18 protein-coding genes are annotated in these 17,839 nt (G+C 68.3%); 13 read left to right on the top strand and 5 right to left on the bottom strand.

Annotation, left to right across the window (positions count from 1 at the left end; genetic code table 11):
- Positions 1-119 precede the first annotated feature (119 nt).
- Positions 120-938 (bottom strand): DUF7839 domain-containing protein, encoded by an 819-nt coding sequence (locus tag VJ109_RS08810; protein WP_324756067.1) that lies wholly within the window; start codon positions 936-938, stop codon positions 120-122.
- Positions 939-1,085: 147 nt separating this feature from the next.
- Here VJ109_RS08810 and cbiT point away from each other — a divergent pair, with 147 nt between their 5' ends.
- The 10 genes from cbiT to VJ109_RS08760 are packed head-to-tail and all read left to right on the top strand — an operon-like array spanning position 1,086 to position 8,820.
- Positions 1,086-1,706 (top strand): precorrin-6Y C5,15-methyltransferase (decarboxylating) subunit CbiT, encoded by a 621-nt coding sequence (gene cbiT / locus VJ109_RS08805; protein ID WP_324756066.1) that lies wholly within the window; start codon positions 1,086-1,088, stop codon positions 1,704-1,706.
- Positions 1,703-2,527: a cobalt-factor II C(20)-methyltransferase gene (locus VJ109_RS08800; RefSeq protein WP_324756064.1), complete on the top strand. Its 825-nt coding sequence runs from the start codon at positions 1,703-1,705 to the stop codon at positions 2,525-2,527. The genes cbiT and VJ109_RS08800 overlap by 4 nt, the downstream gene beginning before the upstream one ends.
- Positions 2,524-3,390 carry a cobalt-precorrin-4/precorrin-4 C(11)-methyltransferase gene (locus tag VJ109_RS08795; RefSeq protein ID WP_324756062.1) on the top strand — a complete coding sequence of 289 codons (867 nt, stop codon included), beginning with the start codon at positions 2,524-2,526 and terminating at the stop codon, positions 3,388-3,390. The genes VJ109_RS08800 and VJ109_RS08795 overlap by 4 nt, the downstream gene beginning before the upstream one ends.
- A gap of 3 nt (positions 3,391-3,393) precedes the next feature.
- The gene (gene cbiG / locus VJ109_RS08790) at positions 3,394-4,383 is read left to right on the top strand and encodes a cobalt-precorrin 5A hydrolase (protein ID WP_324756060.1); all 990 of its coding nucleotides are present in this window, start codon (positions 3,394-3,396) and stop codon (positions 4,381-4,383) included.
- A 1-nt stretch (position 4,384) separates the two neighbouring features.
- Positions 4,385-5,290 (top strand): precorrin-3B C(17)-methyltransferase, encoded by a 906-nt coding sequence (locus VJ109_RS08785; RefSeq protein ID WP_324756059.1) that lies wholly within the window; start codon positions 4,385-4,387, stop codon positions 5,288-5,290.
- A gap of 2 nt (positions 5,291-5,292) precedes the next feature.
- Positions 5,293-6,273 carry a precorrin-3B C(17)-methyltransferase gene (gene cobJ, locus VJ109_RS08780; RefSeq protein ID WP_324756058.1) on the top strand — a complete coding sequence of 327 codons (981 nt, stop codon included), beginning with the start codon at positions 5,293-5,295 and terminating at the stop codon, positions 6,271-6,273.
- Positions 6,263-6,526, top strand: a complete 264-nt coding sequence (locus VJ109_RS08775; protein ID WP_324756057.1) for a ferredoxin — start codon at positions 6,263-6,265, stop codon at positions 6,524-6,526. The genes cobJ and VJ109_RS08775 overlap by 11 nt, the downstream gene beginning before the upstream one ends.
- Positions 6,519-7,232, top strand: coding sequence for a cobalamin biosynthesis protein (locus VJ109_RS08770; protein WP_324756056.1), 714 nt, complete (start codon positions 6,519-6,521; stop codon positions 7,230-7,232). The genes VJ109_RS08775 and VJ109_RS08770 overlap by 8 nt, the downstream gene beginning before the upstream one ends.
- A complete protein-coding gene (locus VJ109_RS08765) occupies positions 7,229-8,452 on the top strand; it encodes a CbiX/SirB N-terminal domain-containing protein (protein ID WP_324756055.1) in 1,224 nt (407 codons plus the stop codon). Before VJ109_RS08770 ends, VJ109_RS08765 begins: the two co-directional genes overlap by 4 nt.
- Positions 8,449-8,820 (top strand): DUF3209 family protein, encoded by a 372-nt coding sequence (locus VJ109_RS08760; RefSeq protein ID WP_324756053.1) that lies wholly within the window; start codon positions 8,449-8,451, stop codon positions 8,818-8,820. Before VJ109_RS08765 ends, VJ109_RS08760 begins: the two co-directional genes overlap by 4 nt.
- A gap of 27 nt (positions 8,821-8,847) precedes the next feature.
- Here VJ109_RS08760 and VJ109_RS08755 read toward each other — a convergent pair whose 3' ends face one another.
- The 4 genes from VJ109_RS08755 to VJ109_RS08740 are packed head-to-tail and all read right to left on the bottom strand — an operon-like array spanning position 8,848 to position 12,356.
- A complete protein-coding gene (locus VJ109_RS08755) occupies positions 8,848-9,195 on the bottom strand; it encodes a (2Fe-2S) ferredoxin domain-containing protein (protein ID WP_324756052.1) in 348 nt (115 codons plus the stop codon).
- Positions 9,195-9,986, bottom strand: a complete 792-nt coding sequence (locus VJ109_RS08750; protein WP_324756051.1) for a CbtA family protein — start codon at positions 9,984-9,986, stop codon at positions 9,195-9,197. The genes VJ109_RS08755 and VJ109_RS08750 overlap by 1 nt, the downstream gene beginning before the upstream one ends.
- A gap of 2 nt (positions 9,987-9,988) precedes the next feature.
- A complete protein-coding gene (locus VJ109_RS08745; protein ID WP_324756050.1) occupies positions 9,989-10,177 on the bottom strand; it encodes a CbtB domain-containing protein in 189 nt (62 codons plus the stop codon).
- Between the two features lie 40 nt (positions 10,178-10,217).
- On the bottom strand, positions 10,218-12,356 hold the full coding sequence (locus tag VJ109_RS08740) for a VWA domain-containing protein (protein ID WP_324756049.1): 2,139 nt from the start codon (positions 12,354-12,356) through the stop codon (positions 10,218-10,220).
- A 34-nt stretch (positions 12,357-12,390) separates the two neighbouring features.
- On the opposite strand from VJ109_RS08740, the gene cobN reads away from it, so the two are divergent.
- The 3 genes from cobN to VJ109_RS08725 are packed head-to-tail and all read left to right on the top strand — an operon-like array spanning position 12,391 to position 17,730.
- Positions 12,391-16,269: a cobaltochelatase subunit CobN gene (gene cobN, locus VJ109_RS08735; protein ID WP_324756048.1), complete on the top strand. Its 3,879-nt coding sequence runs from the start codon at positions 12,391-12,393 to the stop codon at positions 16,267-16,269.
- Complete coding sequence (locus VJ109_RS08730; RefSeq protein ID WP_324756046.1) at positions 16,259-16,969, top strand: precorrin-8X methylmutase; 711 nt, start codon at positions 16,259-16,261, stop codon at positions 16,967-16,969. The genes cobN and VJ109_RS08730 overlap by 11 nt, the downstream gene beginning before the upstream one ends.
- The gene (locus tag VJ109_RS08725) at positions 16,966-17,730 is read left to right on the top strand and encodes a cobalt-precorrin-7 (C(5))-methyltransferase (protein ID WP_324756045.1); all 765 of its coding nucleotides are present in this window, start codon (positions 16,966-16,968) and stop codon (positions 17,728-17,730) included. The genes VJ109_RS08730 and VJ109_RS08725 overlap by 4 nt, the downstream gene beginning before the upstream one ends.
- Positions 17,731-17,839 lie beyond the last annotated feature (109 nt).

Here is a 17,839-nt window from a genome sequence, read left to right as displayed (position 1 = left end):
CACAATCCGGGAGGCGGCATCCTCTTACCGTACGATTCTCATTTCGCTGAATTGAGCGGGAAGCCGTACTGAACCGGTGACCCCAGCAGGCGGAGAAACAACAGCCAGACAGGGCAGACTCAGGACGTGTCGGCAACGTCGACGACCTCGTAACTGAGGTTCTGTTCCCGAAGCGTGTCGGTGTGTTTCGACAGCGTATCCGTCGAAGCCAACAGCAGTATGTCCAGCCCCTTCGCGGCCGCCTCGCGAACAGCAGCGGCACTACCGAACCGAATGTCGGGATCGAGACCGACTGTTTCGGCGGCGGCGACAGCCTCGACGCCACCCACCGCCAGCAGGTCGTGGGCCGCAGCCAACTCCGCGATCCGCTCCGGGTCCACCGCCGAACTCCCGCCGTTTTGGACCGGTGGAATCGAGACGATCGTCACCGATCCCAGTTCGTAGTCGACCACTCCTTCGAAGTTCGTCACGCCGACGTCCTGGCCGGCCGCCGCGTCAGTCACCGCAACTGCGGTTGCGTCCCCGGTGTTGCCGGCCATCGCACGCAACACGCCGTCCCGCATCGTCAACGAGACGGTTTCGCCCTCCTCGATCGCCGTCGTCGCGATCGCCGTCTCGATCTCGACCTGGCCGATCACGTCCTCGGAAACGTGTTGGACGAACCCGCGTAGTTCGTCGGTCTGTGAGATCAACCAGTCGACGCCCTCCTTCGTCACCTCGTATCGGCCACGGCCGTGTTTGTCGACGTAGGACTGTTCGATCAGGTCCTGGAGGTAGTCGCTGACGGCCTGTGCGGTGATGCCGATGGCGTCCGCGATCTCCTGTTGGTTGACCGCGGGCTGTCGTTCCGCGATCTGGACGAGGATCTGGTACCGCGTCGCGTTACGCTTGCTCTGGAGGACACCGAACTCGTCGGCATCGTCCGCGTTCGTCGGCATTGTCGGCTTTCTGCGCTGCGAACTAAAGTAATTTTGCCTTAGCTCGTCTGAGATTGGCGATCGGAGCGTTTCGTGGCGTATAGAACAACCCCAGTATATCTAAAACAACCAAAATTGTTTTACGCGCTACGACAGTTGTATTCGTCGATGGCACACGTCTCGCTCCCACACGACGCGAAGGCCGGGCCGACCAAACCGGAGGTCAGGGCCGTCCTATTGCAGAAACTGGCCCTCGGGCCGACCGATCACTTCGTGGAAGTCGGCTCCTGTACCGGCGCCGTCACGATCGAGGCGGCACGGCGCGCCGGTCGGGTGACGGCCCTCGAACGGAAGCCCGAACGGCTCGAAACCACCAGGCAGAACCTCGCTGCGAACGATATCGACGGCGACGTTGGCCTCCGACACGCCGAAGCGCCCGAAGGGCTCCCCGAGGACGCAGACGCCCTGTTTCTCGGCGGCAGTCGGAACTACGAGGCGGTCCTCGACCACGCGGTCGAGACCGGTATCGATCGCGTCGTGATGAACGTCTCCCGGCTGGAAGTGGCTGGGGCTGCGACCGAGGCGTTTCGCGATCGGGGGCTGCTCGATGCGGTCCTCCAGTTCCAGGTGAGTCACGGCTACGAACTCGCCGGAGCGACGAGTTTCGATTCGGAGAACCCGGTGTACATGCTTGTCGGTGGGACCGACACAGTCGCGACGGACGGCGGCGAAAAAGCGACCGGAACCGAGAGATCGCCACGCGAGTACGCCGACAGGAGCCAGCGATGACCCTCTACGGCGTCGGCCTCGGTCCCGGTGACGCCGACCTCGTGACCGTCCGCGGCCGTCGCGTCCTCGAATCCGCCGATGTCGTCTACTCGCCCGGACGGCTCTCCCGATCGGTCGCGACCGAACACGTCCCCGAGGACCGGATCGGCGATCTCGATTTCCCGATGACCCGCGACGAGGACGAACTCCGGCGAGCGTGGAAAGACGCCGCCGAAGAGATCGCACCCCGCGCTCGGGACGGGACGGCGGCGTTCGTCACGCTCGGAGATCCGAACGTCTACTCGACGTTCGGCCATCTGCGGCGAACCCTCTCCGCGTTCCATTCGGGCGTCGACGTGGAGGTCGTCCCCGGCGTGAGTGCCGTGACCGCGTTCACGACGGCGCTTGGCGTCGAGATCGCCGCCGGGGCGAGTATCGCGCTGCACGAAGCCGCTCGGGGTGTGTCCCCGACCGGTCCGGACCGGATGATCCTGTTCAAAGTCACCGACGTGCCGGCGACCCACGACGGCCTCGTCGAAGCGGGTTACGACGTGGTGTACGGCCGCCGGCTGTACATGGACCAGGGCGAGACCGTCGTGACCGACGACCCTGACGCCCTCAGCGACCGGGACTACTACACGCTGGCCTACGCCGAGAAACGCGGCCTCGACGCCGAGCCCGCGACCGCGACCTTCGAAGCGGCGGACGGGAAATCCGAGGCCGACGCCGGCGTCCGGACGGAGACCGACGGCGGGAGACCGACTGGGCGTCCCGACACCGCCGCGCTGGAGCGCGCCGAGGGCGAGGCCTGTGGTGACGCCGTCTCGGGGGAGTCGCGATGACTGACCCACAAGCGGCTATCGACGCCGAGACCGACACCACTGGAGTCGAACGGGATTCGCGGGTCAGCCAGCGAACCGCCGGCGAGACCCAGCCCGGGATTCCGTTTATCGGTGCCGGCCCCGGTGACCCCGGGCTACTTACCGTCACCGGCAAGGAACTGGTCGAGGCCGCCGACCTCGTGGTCCACGCCGGCTCGCTGGTCAACAGCGAACTCCTCGATACCTACTGCGCGGACGCCGAACAGGTGTCCAGTATCGGCAAGGACCTCGAAGAGCTGGTGCCGCTGATGCGCGATGCCCACGAGGGCGGAAGGGATGTCGTTCGGCTTCACAGCGGCGACCCGGCGATCTACGGCGCGGCCATCGAGCAGATGGACGCCCTGGAACACGAGGGCGTCCCCACCTACATCGTTCCGGGCGTGACCTCAGCGTTTGCCGCCAGCGCGACGCTACGGACACAGCTCACGTTGAACGGCGTGGCCAACCACGTCGCGTTCACTCGACCACAGGGCAAGACGCTGGACGCCGAAGACGACCACATCGGCGAGTTCGTCGGAATGGGCGACGTGACGACCTGCATCTATCTCGGGACCCACGCGGTCGACGAGACGATGGACCGGCTCCTCGAAGCGGGCCACGACCCCGAGACCCCCGTCGCGGTCGTCTACCACGCGTCCTGGCCCGACGAGGACGTCATCGAGGGGACGATCGAGACCATCGGCGAGCGCGTGGCGTCGGCCGGCTATCGCGCGTCCGCGATGGTCGTCATCGGCGACGCCGCACGGAAAGCAGGCTACGAGCGCTCCTACCTCTACGACGGCTGGGCGAACCGGGACGCGACCGACAGCGAGGCGGACGACTGACACATGAGCACGGACACGACTGACGACACTGACACGACAGACGAAGAATCGGGCGGCCACTGTTCGACCCCGGATTCGGACGGCGAGGTGGCCGAGGAGATCGCGATAATTTCCTTCGAGCGGAAGCTCGACACCGCCGAAGAGATCGCGACGGAACTTGACGACGAGTACGAGCGGATCGACGTCGTCGAGTATCACGGCGACGTCTTCGAGGACCACTGGGGCGAGTACGACTGTTTCCTCGGCCTGATGGCCTCGGGTATCGCGATGCGCAAGACCGCGCCGCTTCTAGACGACAAGTGGGACGACCCCGCTATCGTCGTCGTCGACGAACAACTCACGTGGGCAATTCCGATTACCGGCGGCCACCACGGTGCGAACCAAGTGGCACACGACCTCTCGCAACTGGGTGCGGTCCCGGCGATGACGACCGCGAGCGAGGCCGCCGGCGAGCAGGGCGTCGAGAGCAAGGCGAAGGCCCTGGACACACACGTCGTCAACGGCGACTCGACGGTCGCGACCAATCTGGCCGTCCTGAACGACGAACTCGGCCCTGTCGCTCGCCTCGACGGGCCGCGTGCGGTGCTGGTCGGCGACGACGTGACGGTGCTCAAGCGCAACACCGACGACGGCGTCGTGCTCGGGACCGGCACCGTCTCCGGCGTTGAGAAGGCGCAGGTCCTCGACGCCTGGGAGGCCGCACTCGCGGATCTCGGACTGGACACCTCGGACGTGGAGTTTGTCGCAACCGGGACCCGGAAAGAGGGCGAGGACGGCATCTACGAGGCGGCACAGGAGATCGGGGCGGGCGTGATCCTCTTCGAGAAGGAGACGCTCGCGGAGTTCGAAGGTCCCTCGCCCTCCCGGTCGAAGGAACTCATCGGCTGGCCGGGGATCGCGGAGGCGTCGGCCATCGCCGGCGGCCGCGAGCACGAACTCCTCCGGGAGAAAGAACGGTTCGACGACGCCGTGACCGTCGCGGTGGGGCGGTAGCATGGCGGGGTCCGACGTATCGGACGGAACTGACGGACTGGGAACGCTCTACGTGGTCGGTATCGGCCCCGGCCTGCCGCATGCGATGACCCAGCGGGCGAAGGACGTGATCGCCACCGCCGACTGCGTCATCGCCTCGACGCTGTACCAGGAGTTCCTCCGGCGGGACGGGACGCTCCCCCCAGAGGCCGCCGAAGTCGAGGCGGCCCCTGACGGCGGGACGACGGCCGGAGACGAGGCCGGGACCGTCCTCGAACGGCCGACCGGCGATCGTCAGACGCTCGTCCGTTCCACGATGGGTCGGCAGGTCGAACTCGCCCGCGAGGCCTTCGAGCGGGTCCGGGCCGGCGAGGACGTTGCCCACGTCTCCGGCGGCGACCCGAACGTCTACGGGAAGAGCGACCTCCTGTACACGATGGCCGAGGAGGACGAGGCGTACGACGTTCCGATCGAGATCGTCCCCGGCGTGACAGCGGCACTGGGCGGCGCTGCGAACCTCGGCGCTCCGCTGTCGAACGATTTCTGTACCGTCTCGCTGTCGGACAAGTGGCGTGGCTGGGACGAGATCGAGGAGAAACTCCGCGCAGCGGCGATCAGCGGCTTCGTCATCGTCCTCTACAACTGCTGGCGGGACTACGAGCGGGCCATCGAGGTGGTCCGCGAGGAGCGGGCCGACGACGTCCCGGTCGGTATCATCAACGACGCCGGCCGCGGCGACGCGGGCCGGAACCGCGACGACGAGACACAGACGATCACCACGCTGGGTGCGGCAACCGATCACGACGAGGAGGTCGGCGGGATGGGCACCTCCATCCTGATCGGCACCCACGAGACGACGGTCTGGGAGAACGACTACGGCAACCACCTCGTCACCCCGCGCGGCGGGCGTGACGTCGACGATTTCTGACAATGAGCACCGACGACACTACCGAACGGAGTACAGAGACCGAAACGAGTTGTAGCGCGGGCGACGCCGCGACGGCCGATACGTCGGCAGACACCGACACGAGTTCGGCCTGTGGCGCGTCGAGTTCGTCCTCCGAGTCGAGCTGTGGGAGTTCGACAGGGTCGACGACCGACGAGACCGTCGAAGCCACTGTCGACGACTTCGAGGCCGACCCCGGGCGACTGACCGCCGTGGGACTCGGGCCGGGACAACCTGAGGGGATGACCGCCCGCGCCCGCGAGGCGCTGCTGGCGACGGACCACATCGTCGGCTACACGACCTACGTCGACCTCCTGCCGGACGAGGTCACGGAGTCGGCCGAGGAGCTGTACGACACGCCGATGTGCGGAGAGGTCTCGCGCACGGAGGAGGCGATCGACCGCGCACTGGCCGGCAACGACGTGGCGATCATCGGTAGCGGCGACCCGAACGTCTACGCGCTGGCGGGCCTGGCACTGGAGATCCTCGAATCGAAGGGCGCGACCGCGAGCATGGTCGAGTTCGAGGTCGTGCCCGGAGTCCCGGCCGCCCAGTCCTGTGGTGCGCGACTGGGTGCGCCACTCGTCAACGACACCGTCAGCATCTCGCTGTCGGACCACCTCACCGACATGCCGGAGATCGAGTCGCGGCTCCACGCCGCGGCCGGCGAGGGCTTTACCATCGCCATCTACAACCCCTGGAGCCGGAAACGGCGCGAGAACTTCCAGACCTGCTGTGAGATCCTGCTGGAACATCGCGCGCCCGACACGCCGGTGGGCATCGTCCACGGCGCCGGCCGCGAGGACGAGCGCGTCGAGATCGTCGAACTCGGCGAACTGGCGGAGCTGGGCGAGACGGAGCTGATCGACATGACGACGACGATCCTCGTGGGCAACGAGGAGACCTACGTCTGGGACGACCGGATGGTGACTCCGCGGGGGTACGAGTCGAAGTATGACTACTGAGTACCAGGTCCGGCTGGACCGGGCCGCCTGTGACGGGATCTTCGCCTGTCTCGTCCGGGACGACCGGTTCGTAGAGGCCGAGGACGGACTGGCGGCGATCGAAAGCGACGGCGAGGACACGCTCGGGGACCACGACGGCGACGGCAATCAGCTTGTGACCTTCGACGACGACCGTCTGGAAGCGGCCCAGCAGGCCGCGAGTGCCTGCCCTGTCGACGCGATCGACGTGGTGCGGGAGGGCGCCGATGAGTGACACGGACCGGCGGTCGACGACGATCGAACCCGTCGGGGACCTCCTGGCGTCGACCCCCGAGACGGCGTACTTCTGGGGCCGTGTCGCCGGCGACGGCGCCCTCTCGGAAAACTGTGTCACCGTCAGGACGGAAGACGAGACGGCCGCCGACGCGCTGGCGGCCATCGCCGGTGCCGATCGAACCGACCAGGCCCACCGAGTGGCCGCCCGGGAGTCCGCACACGACGCCTCGATCGTCCGGTTCGAGGAGGAGTTCGAGCTTCAGGTGTTCGGACCGCTGGCCGACCGGGCGAGCGCCGCCCTCGGGTTGCCGATCGACGGTCAGCCGGGCGGCTACCGGTTCGATACTTTCGCGGAGTACCGCCCGCAGCTCCTCCGGGGACTGCTCGAAGCCTGTGGGACCGTCTGTTTCCGCGAGTCGTCCGGGTCGGTCGGTATCTCGTTCGTCCACGACGAGGCGGGGTTGCTCCGGACGGTTCGGGCACTCCTGGACGCCGCCGAGCCGCATGTCCCGGCCGACGGCCTCTCGGAAGCGTCCTCCGGCGGTCACTGGTTCGGCCTGGCCGAGGACGCGGACACGGCGGCGTTCGCACAGTGGGTGTACGCCGACAGCGACGAGTCGGGGCTGTACTCGGCTGACCGGCGGCAAAAGCTCCGCCGGAGCGTCGAACACGCGACCGACGCCGAGGTGGGTGAGCTGTCGTGACCGCCACCCAGTCGGCGCCGACGAGTCTCGACGACGAGGCCGTCCTGCTGGTCGGCCACGGCTCCCGCCGCGAGAAATCCAACGAACAGGTCCGGACGCTGGCGGCCGACTTAGAGGAGCGGCTGGGTATCCCGGTCGACGCGGGCTTTCTCGAACTCGCGGAGCCGGCCATCGACGAGGCCATCGCCGGCCTAGCCGGAGCCGTCTCGGCCGTGACGACCGTCCAACTCTCACTGTTTGCCGCCAGCCACGTCAAAAACGACGTACCGCTGGCGGTCCAGCAGGCCCGCGAGACCCACGACGACCTCACCGTCCACAACGGTGCGCATCTCGGGGTCCACCCGGCGCTGGTGGACCTGCTCGACGACCGGGCGGCGGCCGTCGAGGCGGAACTGGGCGTCAACCGCGAGACCGACGACGTCGCGGTCGTCCTCTGTGCGCGCGGGTCGAGCGACCCGGACGCGAACAGCGACGCCCACAAACTCGCCCGCCTCCTGTACGAGGGGCGTGCCTTCGACAGGGTCGAGACGGCCTTCATCGGCGTCACCGAACCGCTACTTGACGAGCGGCTCCACACCGTCGCCAAGGACCGCCCGGACGCCGTGGTCGTCCTCCCGTACATGCTGGGTGATGGCGTCCTCACCGGCCGTATCCGCGATGGCGCCGCCGAGTTCGACGAGGAGTACCCCTACGTCGAGGCGGGCGCCGGCGACCCGCTCGGGACCGACGGCCGGCTGCTGGACGTGCTGGGCGACCGCTGGCAGGAGGCCCGGACCGACAGCGTCGACATGTCCTGTGACACCTGCAAGTACAAGGTCGAACTCGACGGCTACGAGGAGGACGTCGGTGGAGCCAAGGCGCTGCTACGGGCGATGACACACCAGGAGACCCACGCGGACCGGGACGACGTCGACGACCAGCCCCACACCCACGACGCGCCGGAGTCCCACGTCGCCGTCTGTACGAACCAGACCTGCGCCGCCGACGGCGCGCCGGCCGTCCTCGAACGGCTGCGACAGGCCGCCCGGGATTCGGAGGCGTGTGACGCCCGGATCACCCGGTCGTCCTGTCTCGGCCGCTGTGGGGACGGCCCGATGGTCGCCGTCTATCCCGACGGCGTCTGGTACGGCGGCGTCGAGGAGACCGACGCGGAACGGATCGTCTCGTCCCACCTCGATCGGGACCGCATCGTCTCGGACCTCGTCGATCAGACACTATGAGCTGCTACGAACTCGAAGCCCTACGACTCGGACTGTTGAACGTGCTCGGCACGGACGACCAAAGCGCGCGAGAACACGCGAAAAACGAACTGGAGGGCCACCTCGACGGCCCCATCGAGGCCCTCGCGAACGCGGAGTCGCTGTCGGCCGTCGAACGCCATCTAGACGCGGCGTTGGTCGATCTCGAATCGGAGATCGCCGCGACCGATCCGGACGACCCGGAGTACGACTACCTCCGGGGCCGTCTGGTGGCGGTCCGTGACGCCGAGCGGGCCGTCCACCGACTGACCGCACAGGGCGAGAGCGTCCTCGACGGTCTCGGGGAGGCACACGACGTCCTCCACGAGACGTTCCCCGTCGAAGAGTAAGCCCGTCTCACACGCCCCAAGCTCTTCTCACCGACTATCGTCGGACCTGCTCCCGAGGTGTGTCGCGTCGGCGCCGAACTCCGCTTCCAGCAGCGTCGGCACGTCCCCGGGGACCACGTCGGAGTACCACCGGCCCCGTGGGTGGATCGCGACTGCGGTCCCCTCGGCGCTACAGAGACCGAGACAACTCGTTTCGGCGACGTGGACCCGCGACCAGAAGACCCCACGCTCGCGGAGCCACGACTGGACCGCCTCGTAGACTTCGTCACCGTGTGCCGCCCCACAGGCGGCGTGTTCTCCCTCTCTCGCGTTCGTACAGACCAGCACGTGGTCCGTAAATCCGTTCTCGTTGATCGCCGCTGTGCGCTCGCGCATCAGTCCGCGGCGGGTGGTCCGTCGGGCAGTTCCGTCCCGACATCCCCGACCGGCCGGTCGTCGGATCGACCGCAGAGCCAGGCGTGGGTCCCGGCGAGGGTGAGCCAGAGCAACGCCTGACCGAACACGATCAGCCCGGTCAGTCCCGTCGCGACCTCGGCTGGCACCGTGTTCGCGACCCCGTTTGTCGGCACGAGAGCGACCGGGACCGCGAGCAGAGAGTACGGTGTCACTGCGACGACGACGCTACGGGCTCGCGACCGCGTCGCCCGGAGTCGGTCGTACGCGACGAGCGCCGTCAGACTGACGAGCGCAGTTGCGGCCATCATCCCGCCGTAGAGCAGGAGCCGGGTGTCCGTCGGCAGTGACTGTTCGACACCGGGTGGCTGTGGCGGCAGGACGAGCCACGGCCCGCCGGAGACGGTGAGAAAGCCCGCGGCAGCGAGGAGGACGCTCTTCGTGGCCCCGGTGCCCGGAAGCAGCGGTTCGAGGAAGTAGTACGCGACCCCGAAGACGACGACGCCCAGGAGGACGCCCCAGAGCACGCCCGACACCACGCTCACGGTGTTCGTCATCGCCATCGAAACGGCGCTGTCGTGGTGGCTTCCCCCAGCGTGGCCCTCGGTTTCGGCTGCGTGCTCGTGCCCGTGTTCGCCGGCCTGGTCACCCCCGTGAGCCAGTTCGTCCGCGAAGGCGACGAGGGGGTTCGCGACCAGCGCCACGAGGAGACCAAACACCAGTCCCGCGACGACGCCTGCTTTCACACCTCGACGGAGATACGCGAAGAACATCCTCAGTGGCAGGTGACGCCCGCGGCGTGTCGGAAGTTGTGCAGCGAGTCGTGGACCATCGGGTCCTGGACGAAAAGCAGTGCGAACCCGAGCGCGACGACGAGTACTCCCCCGAGCGCCATCTGCATCGGCGTCAGTTCCCCGCGAGCCTGTTCGATTCGACCGTGAACGCTGTCGTTGGCAGTCGCCATTCTAAACTACAGTTGAACAAAACCAAGCTAGATTGTAAATCTACCGACCGAGCGAAAGTTCGCTTTCACGAGCGGTGCCGACGGCCGCGTCGATCCGTTCGGCCGACAGCGCCGACAGCGGGACGTGGTCGCCGTCGGTCTCCGCCGCGATGGTCTCGGTCAGGCCGGACCGGCCACCCTCGCCCGCGTCGACGACGACGACGTGTGGGCCAGTCTCACTCAACTGTCTCGCGGCCTCGCGGGTCTCGGCGACCGGACTCCCCGCCGCGACGTTGGCGCGACCGTCGGTGACTGCCACCACGACGCCGGCGTCCGGATCGGCACGGTCGAGGACGTCCGCGGCGGTCCGGAGGCCGGCGGGCAGCGGCGTCCGGTCCCCGGTCGGGATCTCCTTGAGGTGGCGAGCAGCGAGGCTGACGCTGTCGGTCGGCGGGAGCAACACGTCCGCCCCGTCGCCGGCGAAGGTGACGAACGCCACCTCGTCGCGCTGCTGGTAGGCGTCTTTCAGCAGTTCGAGGACGGTCCCCTTCGCCGCCCGCATCGCGGGCCGCATCGACGCGCTGGCGTCCACGACGAACACAACCAGCGCCGACGTATCACTCCGACGGACGGACTGTCGGAGATCCCGAGATTCGACCGTCGACGCGCCGCGGGCCGACGCCGCCCGGACCGAGGCCGCGGCGTCGACGTGCCGGTCCGACTCCGCCGGTCGACTCCGGACTCTGGCACCGTCGGTGTCGGCGTGTGGCCGCGTCTCCGATCGGGACCCCCCGTTCGGTCGGCCGTCCTCGACCGCTTCGGGCGCAGACAGGTCCGGTGCGCCCCCGGAACCGATGTCGGCCCGGGACTGTCCCGGGACCATGGGCGTCCCGTCTGTCCCGTCGTCGTTGTCGTCCGTCTCGCCGTCGTCGTCCATCGCCGCTGGTTCGTCGTCGCCGGACTCGCCGTCGCCACCCTGTTCCGGGGACGGGGAATCGCGCTCGCCGTTCTCACCGCCGTCGGACTGGTCGGAGCCTGACGGCGGCGTCTCCTGCTCACCGTCGTCCCCGGGATCGGCGTCGCCGTCCGTCGCTTCCTCCCCGTCGGCCGGCTCCTCACCGGCGTCGTCGGGCTCGCTCTCACCGTCGTCGGTCGAATCGTCGAAACGGTCGTCGACGAGATCGTCCAAGTCCGGCGTCTCCTCGAACGGGCGGGAGCGGAGCCGATGGGGCAGCGCCAGTTCCACCGCCTGTCGTACGTCCGGTTCGATGACCCTCGGGCGGTCGTCGAGTGCAGCGAGCGTCATCGCCGTCCGCGCCGTCGCGATGTCGCCCCGATGTCCGTCGATCCCGGCGTCGCGACACAGCTCGGCGATCTCTCTCGTGAACTCGGCCGGGAGGTCGACATCGGGGAGGCGCTCGCGGGCGCGTCGTAACTGTTCCGCGAACCTGTCGTCGTCCTCACCGTCCTCCGCGGCGTTTCCCGATCCCTGGCCGTCCGATCGGCCGATAGCCTGGTCGACGATGCGGACCCGCTGGTCGAGGTCGTCGCAGGCGGTGACCGTCGCCTGGAGCGCGAACCGGTCCCGAAGCTGTGGTCTGAGTTCCCCTTCCTCGGGATTCATCGTCCCCACGAGGGTGAACCGGGCCGGGTGGGTGACGCTGACGCCGTCGCGTTCGACCCTGTTGACCCCGCTTGCCGCCGCATCGAGCAGTACGTCGACGAGGTGGTCGTCGAGGAGGTTGACCTCGTCCACGTAGAGGAGTCCGCGGTTCGCACGGGCCAACAGCCCGGGGTCGAACTCCGCCTGGCCGTCGAGTGCGTCGGCCACCGAGAGGGTGCCGACGACCCGTTCGCGGGTCGCACCGAGCGGGAGCGTCACCAGCGGGACCGACCGATCGGTCGTCGGCGGATCGGCCCGCTCGCGACAGCCCTCACACTGTTGGTCGGGCCTGTCCGGGGGACAGCCGTACGGACAGTCCGCGACGACGGTCTGGTCGGGAAGGAGGTCGGCCAGCGCCCGCACCGCCGTGGATTTGGCCGTCCCCTTCTCCCCCTGGACGAGCAGCCCGTTCAGCTCGTCGTTCGCGCCGACAGCCACCAACGCCCGCTTGAGGTCGTCCTGTCCGACGATCTCCGCCAGTGACAGCGACGCACCCCGGTCCTGCGAAGCTTTTTTGTCCCCAGCATAATCAACCATAGTTGTCTTAGCACAACGGAGATTTAATAACGTTATGCCAACAATCGGCCTATACACAGCGACCGAAAACGAGCTCGGCGCCGTCCAGCGGGCGGCACAACGGACGGACGCTGACCTGGTCGTTCGCTCGGAGAGCGACCTCGACGACCGGGCGGACGTCGACGCCTTCCTCGACGAACTCGACGACGCGACGGCGGTGATCTGCTGGCTCCACGGCGCCGAGGAGAGCATGCCGGGCTACGACCACGCCGTCAGTCGGCTGGCCGACGCCGGCATCCCGCTGGTCGTCAAATCGACCGGTGACGCCTACGCACTCGAAGACACGTCGATCGCCGCCGAGGATCGCGATCGGGTGTACGAGTACTTAGCGAAGGGCGGAACCAGCAACGTCGCCAACTGCGTCCGTTTTCTCGTCGACGAATACGGGGACGAGTCCCGCGCGTACGACGACCCCGTATCGCTCCCGACCGAGGGGGTCTACCACCCCGATCACCCGGGCGCGTCCTACGAGGAACTGCGGGCGACGTTCGACCCGGAGACGCCGACGGTGGCGATCTGGTTCTACGAGTCACACTGGACACACGAGAACACCCGCTACGTCGACGCGCAGGTCCGGGCCGTCGAGGCACAGGGCGCGGACGCGCTGCCGATCTTCTGTAACCCGGCGACCGACAGCGACGAGCAGTGGGACGCCGAGCGCGTGACCGACGAGTGGCTCCTCGAAGCGGGGGAGCCGGTCGTCGACGCCGTGCTCTCGTCGTTCATGTTCTCGCTCTCGATGGACGAGCGGGGGCGGGCAGCCGACGACGAGGGCGAGGGGGCCGAAGCGGTCTTCCTCGACCGGCTGGGCGTCCCCGTCGTCCAGACGGTGACGACGATGCGGTCCCGGTCCCGGTACGAGTCCAGCGATACCGGCGTCATGGGCTTCGAACTCGCGCTGTCGGTCGCGCTCCCGGAGTTCGACGGCAACGTCGTCACCCACCCGATCAGCGGCAAGGAACGGATCGACGACGAGGCCGACATCGGTACCGCCCCGAAACAGCACTTCCCGATGGAGGACCGTGTCGACCACGCCGCCCGCCTCGCGGTCAACTGGGCGCGGCTCCGACACACCCCGAACCGGGAGAAACAGGTCGCGGTGGTCCTGCACAACTACCCGCCCAGCGACGACGGCATCGGCACCGCCTTCGGGCTCGACAGCCCCGAGAGCACCGTCAACCTCCTCGAAGAACTCCGCGAGCGGGGGTACGACCTCGGAAACCGCACCCCGGAGAGCGGCCAGGCCCTCGTCGAACGACTGACCGACCAGTTGACCCTCGACGACCGCTGGGTCGCCCCCGACGACGTCCGTGAGCGCAGCGTCGACGTCGTCCCGACCGAGCAGTACGGCGAGTGGTTCCGGGAGTTGGACGAGCGGTTCCAGGCGAACGTCCGCGAGGAGTGGGGCTCGGTACCCGACCGCCCGTTCGCCATCCCCGGCGTCGAGTTCGGGAACGTCCTCGTCACCGTCCAGCCACCCCGCGGGTTCGGGATGGACCCATCGAAGGTGTATCACGACTCGGACCTCCAGCCCCCCCACGACTACGTGGCCTTCTACGGCTGGCTCCGGAACACCTTCGAGGCCGACGCGGTCGTCCATCTGGGTACCCACGGGAGCCTGGAGTGGCTCCCCGGCAAGACGGTCGGACTCGACGGCGAGAGCGCACCGGACCAACTGATCGACGACGTTCCGAACGTCTACCCCTACATCATCAACAACCCCGGCGAGGGGACACAGGCCAAGCGGCGCTCCTACGCCGCCATCGTTGACTACCTGACGCCCGTGATGTCCAACGCCGGGACCTACGACGAGTTGGCCGAGCTGGAGGAGCTGGCCGACCAGTACCGCGAGGCGGGCATGGAGGACGCACGGACCGACGACGGCGATCACCTCGAAGCGCTGCTGCGCGAGACGATCGCGGAGTTGGACCTCGCGGTAGAGTTGGGGATCAGCGGTGAGATCGACGAGAAAGCCGACATCCGTGGCCCGGAGGCCGCCGGCACCACGCTGGCGGAGGGTGAGGTGTCCGGCGACGACCTCTCGATCGACGACCTCGTCGAACGGGTCCACGAGTATCTCACCGACGTGAAGACGACCCAAATCAGGCTGGGGCTGCATACGATGGGCGAACCCCCCGAATCCGACCGCCTCGTCGAGTACCTCGTCGCGCTCACCCGGCTGGAGAACCCCGGCGGGCCGAGCCTCCGGGAGAGCGTCGCCGGCGTCCTCGGCGTCGACTACGAGCGGATGCTCGACGAACCGGGTGCCTACGACGAGGACCTGGGGATGACGTTCTCGGAGGCGGCCGACGAGGTCTACGAGACCAGCCTCGACCTCGTCGAGACGCTCGCCGAACACGGCTTCGACATCCCGGCGTCCGAGGTGGATGCGGGGCCGGCCGACGAACTGAACATGAACCTCCTCGTCGTGGACATCGACCCGATCGGGGACGCCCGCGCGAAGTCCGGCGCCCACGACGACCTCCGGAAGGCGCTGTCGTTCATCTGTTCAGAGGTCGCGCCCCGGGTCCGTGGTGCGACCGACGAGATCCCGCGGACGGCCGAGGCGCTGGCCGGCGAGTACGTCCCGCCCGGCGGCAGCGGCGCACCCACCCGCGGCGGGGTCGATCTGCTCCCGACGGGGCGGAACTTCTACACGCTCGATCCACGGAAGGTCCCGGCCAAGAGCGCCTGGCGCGTCGGTTGGGAGGTCGCCGACGGGATCGCCCAACGACACGCCGACGAGCAGGGCGAGTACCCCGAGGAGATCGGCGTCGTCGCCTGGGGGACCCCCACGGTTCGGACCCGCGGCGAGACGATCGCGCAGGTGCTCGCGCTGATGGGCGTCGAACCCGAGTGGACCGACGCCGGCCGGATCGACGACGTGACGCCGATCCCCCTCGACGAACTGGACCGGCCACGGATCGACGTCACCACGCGGGTGTCGGGGCTCTTTCGCGACGCCTTCCCGCAGGCCGCGGGCGTGATCCACGACGCCGTCGACGCTGTCGTCGCCCTCGACGAACCCCACGAGATGAACTACGTGAAAAAGCACGTCGAGGAAGAGGCCGACCGGCTCGACGAGCAGGGGATCGAGGACCCCGACGCCGCCGCGAAACACCGCGTGTTCACGACCCGACCGGGCGGCTACGGCGCCGGCACGAACAAGGCGGTCGACGAGGGTAACTGGGACGACCGCTCGGACCTCGCGGACGTCTACGTCCAGTGGGGCGGCTACGCGCTCGGGAAGCGCGGCGGCGTGACCGAGGCCCACGACGCCTTCGAGCGGCGTCTGGGCAGCGTCGACGCCACCGTCAAGATCGAGGACACCGCCGAACAGGACGAGTTCGACAGCTCCGACTGGTACGCCTTCCACGGCGGCTTCATCACCGCCGTCTCCGAGATCGCGGGCGAGGAACCGGCCTCCTACGTCGGCGACTCCAGCGACCCCGACAACGTCTCGGTCTACACCAACGAGGAGAAAGTTCGGAAGGCGATGCGCGCCCGCGTGCTCAACCCCGAATGGCTCGACAGCATGGAGGACCACGACTACAAGGGGGCGGGGGACCTCTCGACGACAGTCGACGTGGTCCTGGGTTGGGACGCGACCACCGGCGTCGTCAGCGACACCCTCTGGGCGGATCTCGCCGGGAAGTACGCCTTCGACGAGGACCGCCAGGAGTGGCTGCGGGACGTGAACCCGTGGGCCTTAGAGAGCATCACCGACACGTTGCTGGAGGCCATCGACCGCGGCCTCTGGGACGCCGACGAGGAGACCGCCGACCGGCTCCGGGACCTCAACCTCCGGGTCGACGGCGACCTCGAAGCCCGCGCCGGGAGCGACCGGCCGGAGGTGACGAGCGATGACGACTGAGGAGCGAGGGGCGGACGCCGACGAGTTCGAGGCCTACGCCGACCTCGGTGCGACGACCGAGAACGCGATGGACATCGCCGAGACGAGCATGGATCGGGTGCGGGAGTTGGTGCCGGACGAGACGCTCGCGGACCGGATTCGCCAGAAGAGCGTCCACGCGACCGGCGATCCGGAGTTCCAGCACCTCGTGCGGTTCACCGGCGCGACCGACGACGAGCCGGTGGTCACGGGCGCACGGGCCGTGCTCGACGAGCGCCCCATCGTCACCGACATCACGATGGTGAAATCGGGGATCACCGGCCGGGGCCACGACTGTCCCGTCCGGAAGGCCATCGGCAACGGGGCCGACCTCGCGGCGGAGACGGGGATGACCCGCACGGCTGCGTCGGTCCTCGAACTCGACCGACAGGGCGTCTACGACGGTTCCATCGCCGTCGTCGGGAACGCGCCGACCGCGGCGCTTGCGCTCGCGGACTGCATCGAAGACGGGACCCGCCCCGCCGTCGTCGTCGCCACGCCGGTGGGCTTCGTCAAGGCCGCCGAGAGCCGGGACCGGCTCCGCGAGGTCGCCGAGGCACACGGCGTCCCCGCGATCACGACCGTCGGCCGCCGCGGCGGGAGCGGGCTGGCGGCCGGCCTGACGAACGAACTCGTCCACGTGGCAAGCGACGCTCGGAACGGCGAGGTCACGCTGCCGTGAGCGACGACTACGACCTGGATTCCGGCCCGGACCCCGCCGAACTGGCGGCGGCGGCTTCGGAATCGGCGTCCGATCGGTCCGAAGAGCCAGTGGACGCGGTCGGGATCGGTCCGGGTAACCCGGAGTACCTGACCCCGCGTGGCGAGCGGGCGATCCGCGAGGCGGATGTCGTCGTCGGGTTCGAGACCGTGGTCGACTACATCCGCGGGCGGACCGAGGCCGACTGTCTAACCTGCGGGTACCGCGACGAGGGCGAGACGCTGGCGACCTTTGCCGACCGTGTCGCCGACGGGGCGACCGGAACGGCCGTGTTGATGGGCGACCCGAACCACTCGGGGTATCAGTTCGTCGGGAAGGTCCAGGCCGCCGTCGACCGGCCGGTCCGGATCGTCCCGGGAATTTCGTCGCTACAGATGGCTGCAAGTCGGGCGCGGACCCCGATGGAAGCGACGACCTTCGTCACCCTGCACAAGAGCGGGGAGATCACGCCGGATCTCGACCGGCTCAGAGACGCGGTCGGCGAGCGACACCTGCTCGTGCTCCCGCGCCCCTACGACTGGATGCCCGAGGACATCGCCGCCGACGTACTTGATGCAGGGGCCGCACCCTCTCTGGAGGCGCTCGTCTTCGAACGACTCACACACGACGACGAAGCGGTGACGACGACGACGCTCGGCGAACTCGGGGCACACACCGCGGACTCGGACGCGTCCACCTCACCGTTCTCCGACCTCTCGGTGCTGGCCGTCCGGGCCGACTGAGCGGGACCGCGATCGACGACGCTCCCGACCGCTCCGACCACAACTTATTTGCGAATCCGTCGCAACGCGTAAGACAAGCCGAATTGAGATAACTAAAATAAGATTTACT

Source organism: Haloarcula montana (assembly GCF_035666295.1).
Classification (GTDB): domain Archaea; phylum Halobacteriota; class Halobacteria; order Halobacteriales; family Haloarculaceae; genus Haloarcula; species Haloarcula montana.
The sequence above is the reverse complement of the archived record's forward strand: the minus strand, read 5'-3'. Positions and strand labels throughout refer to the sequence as shown.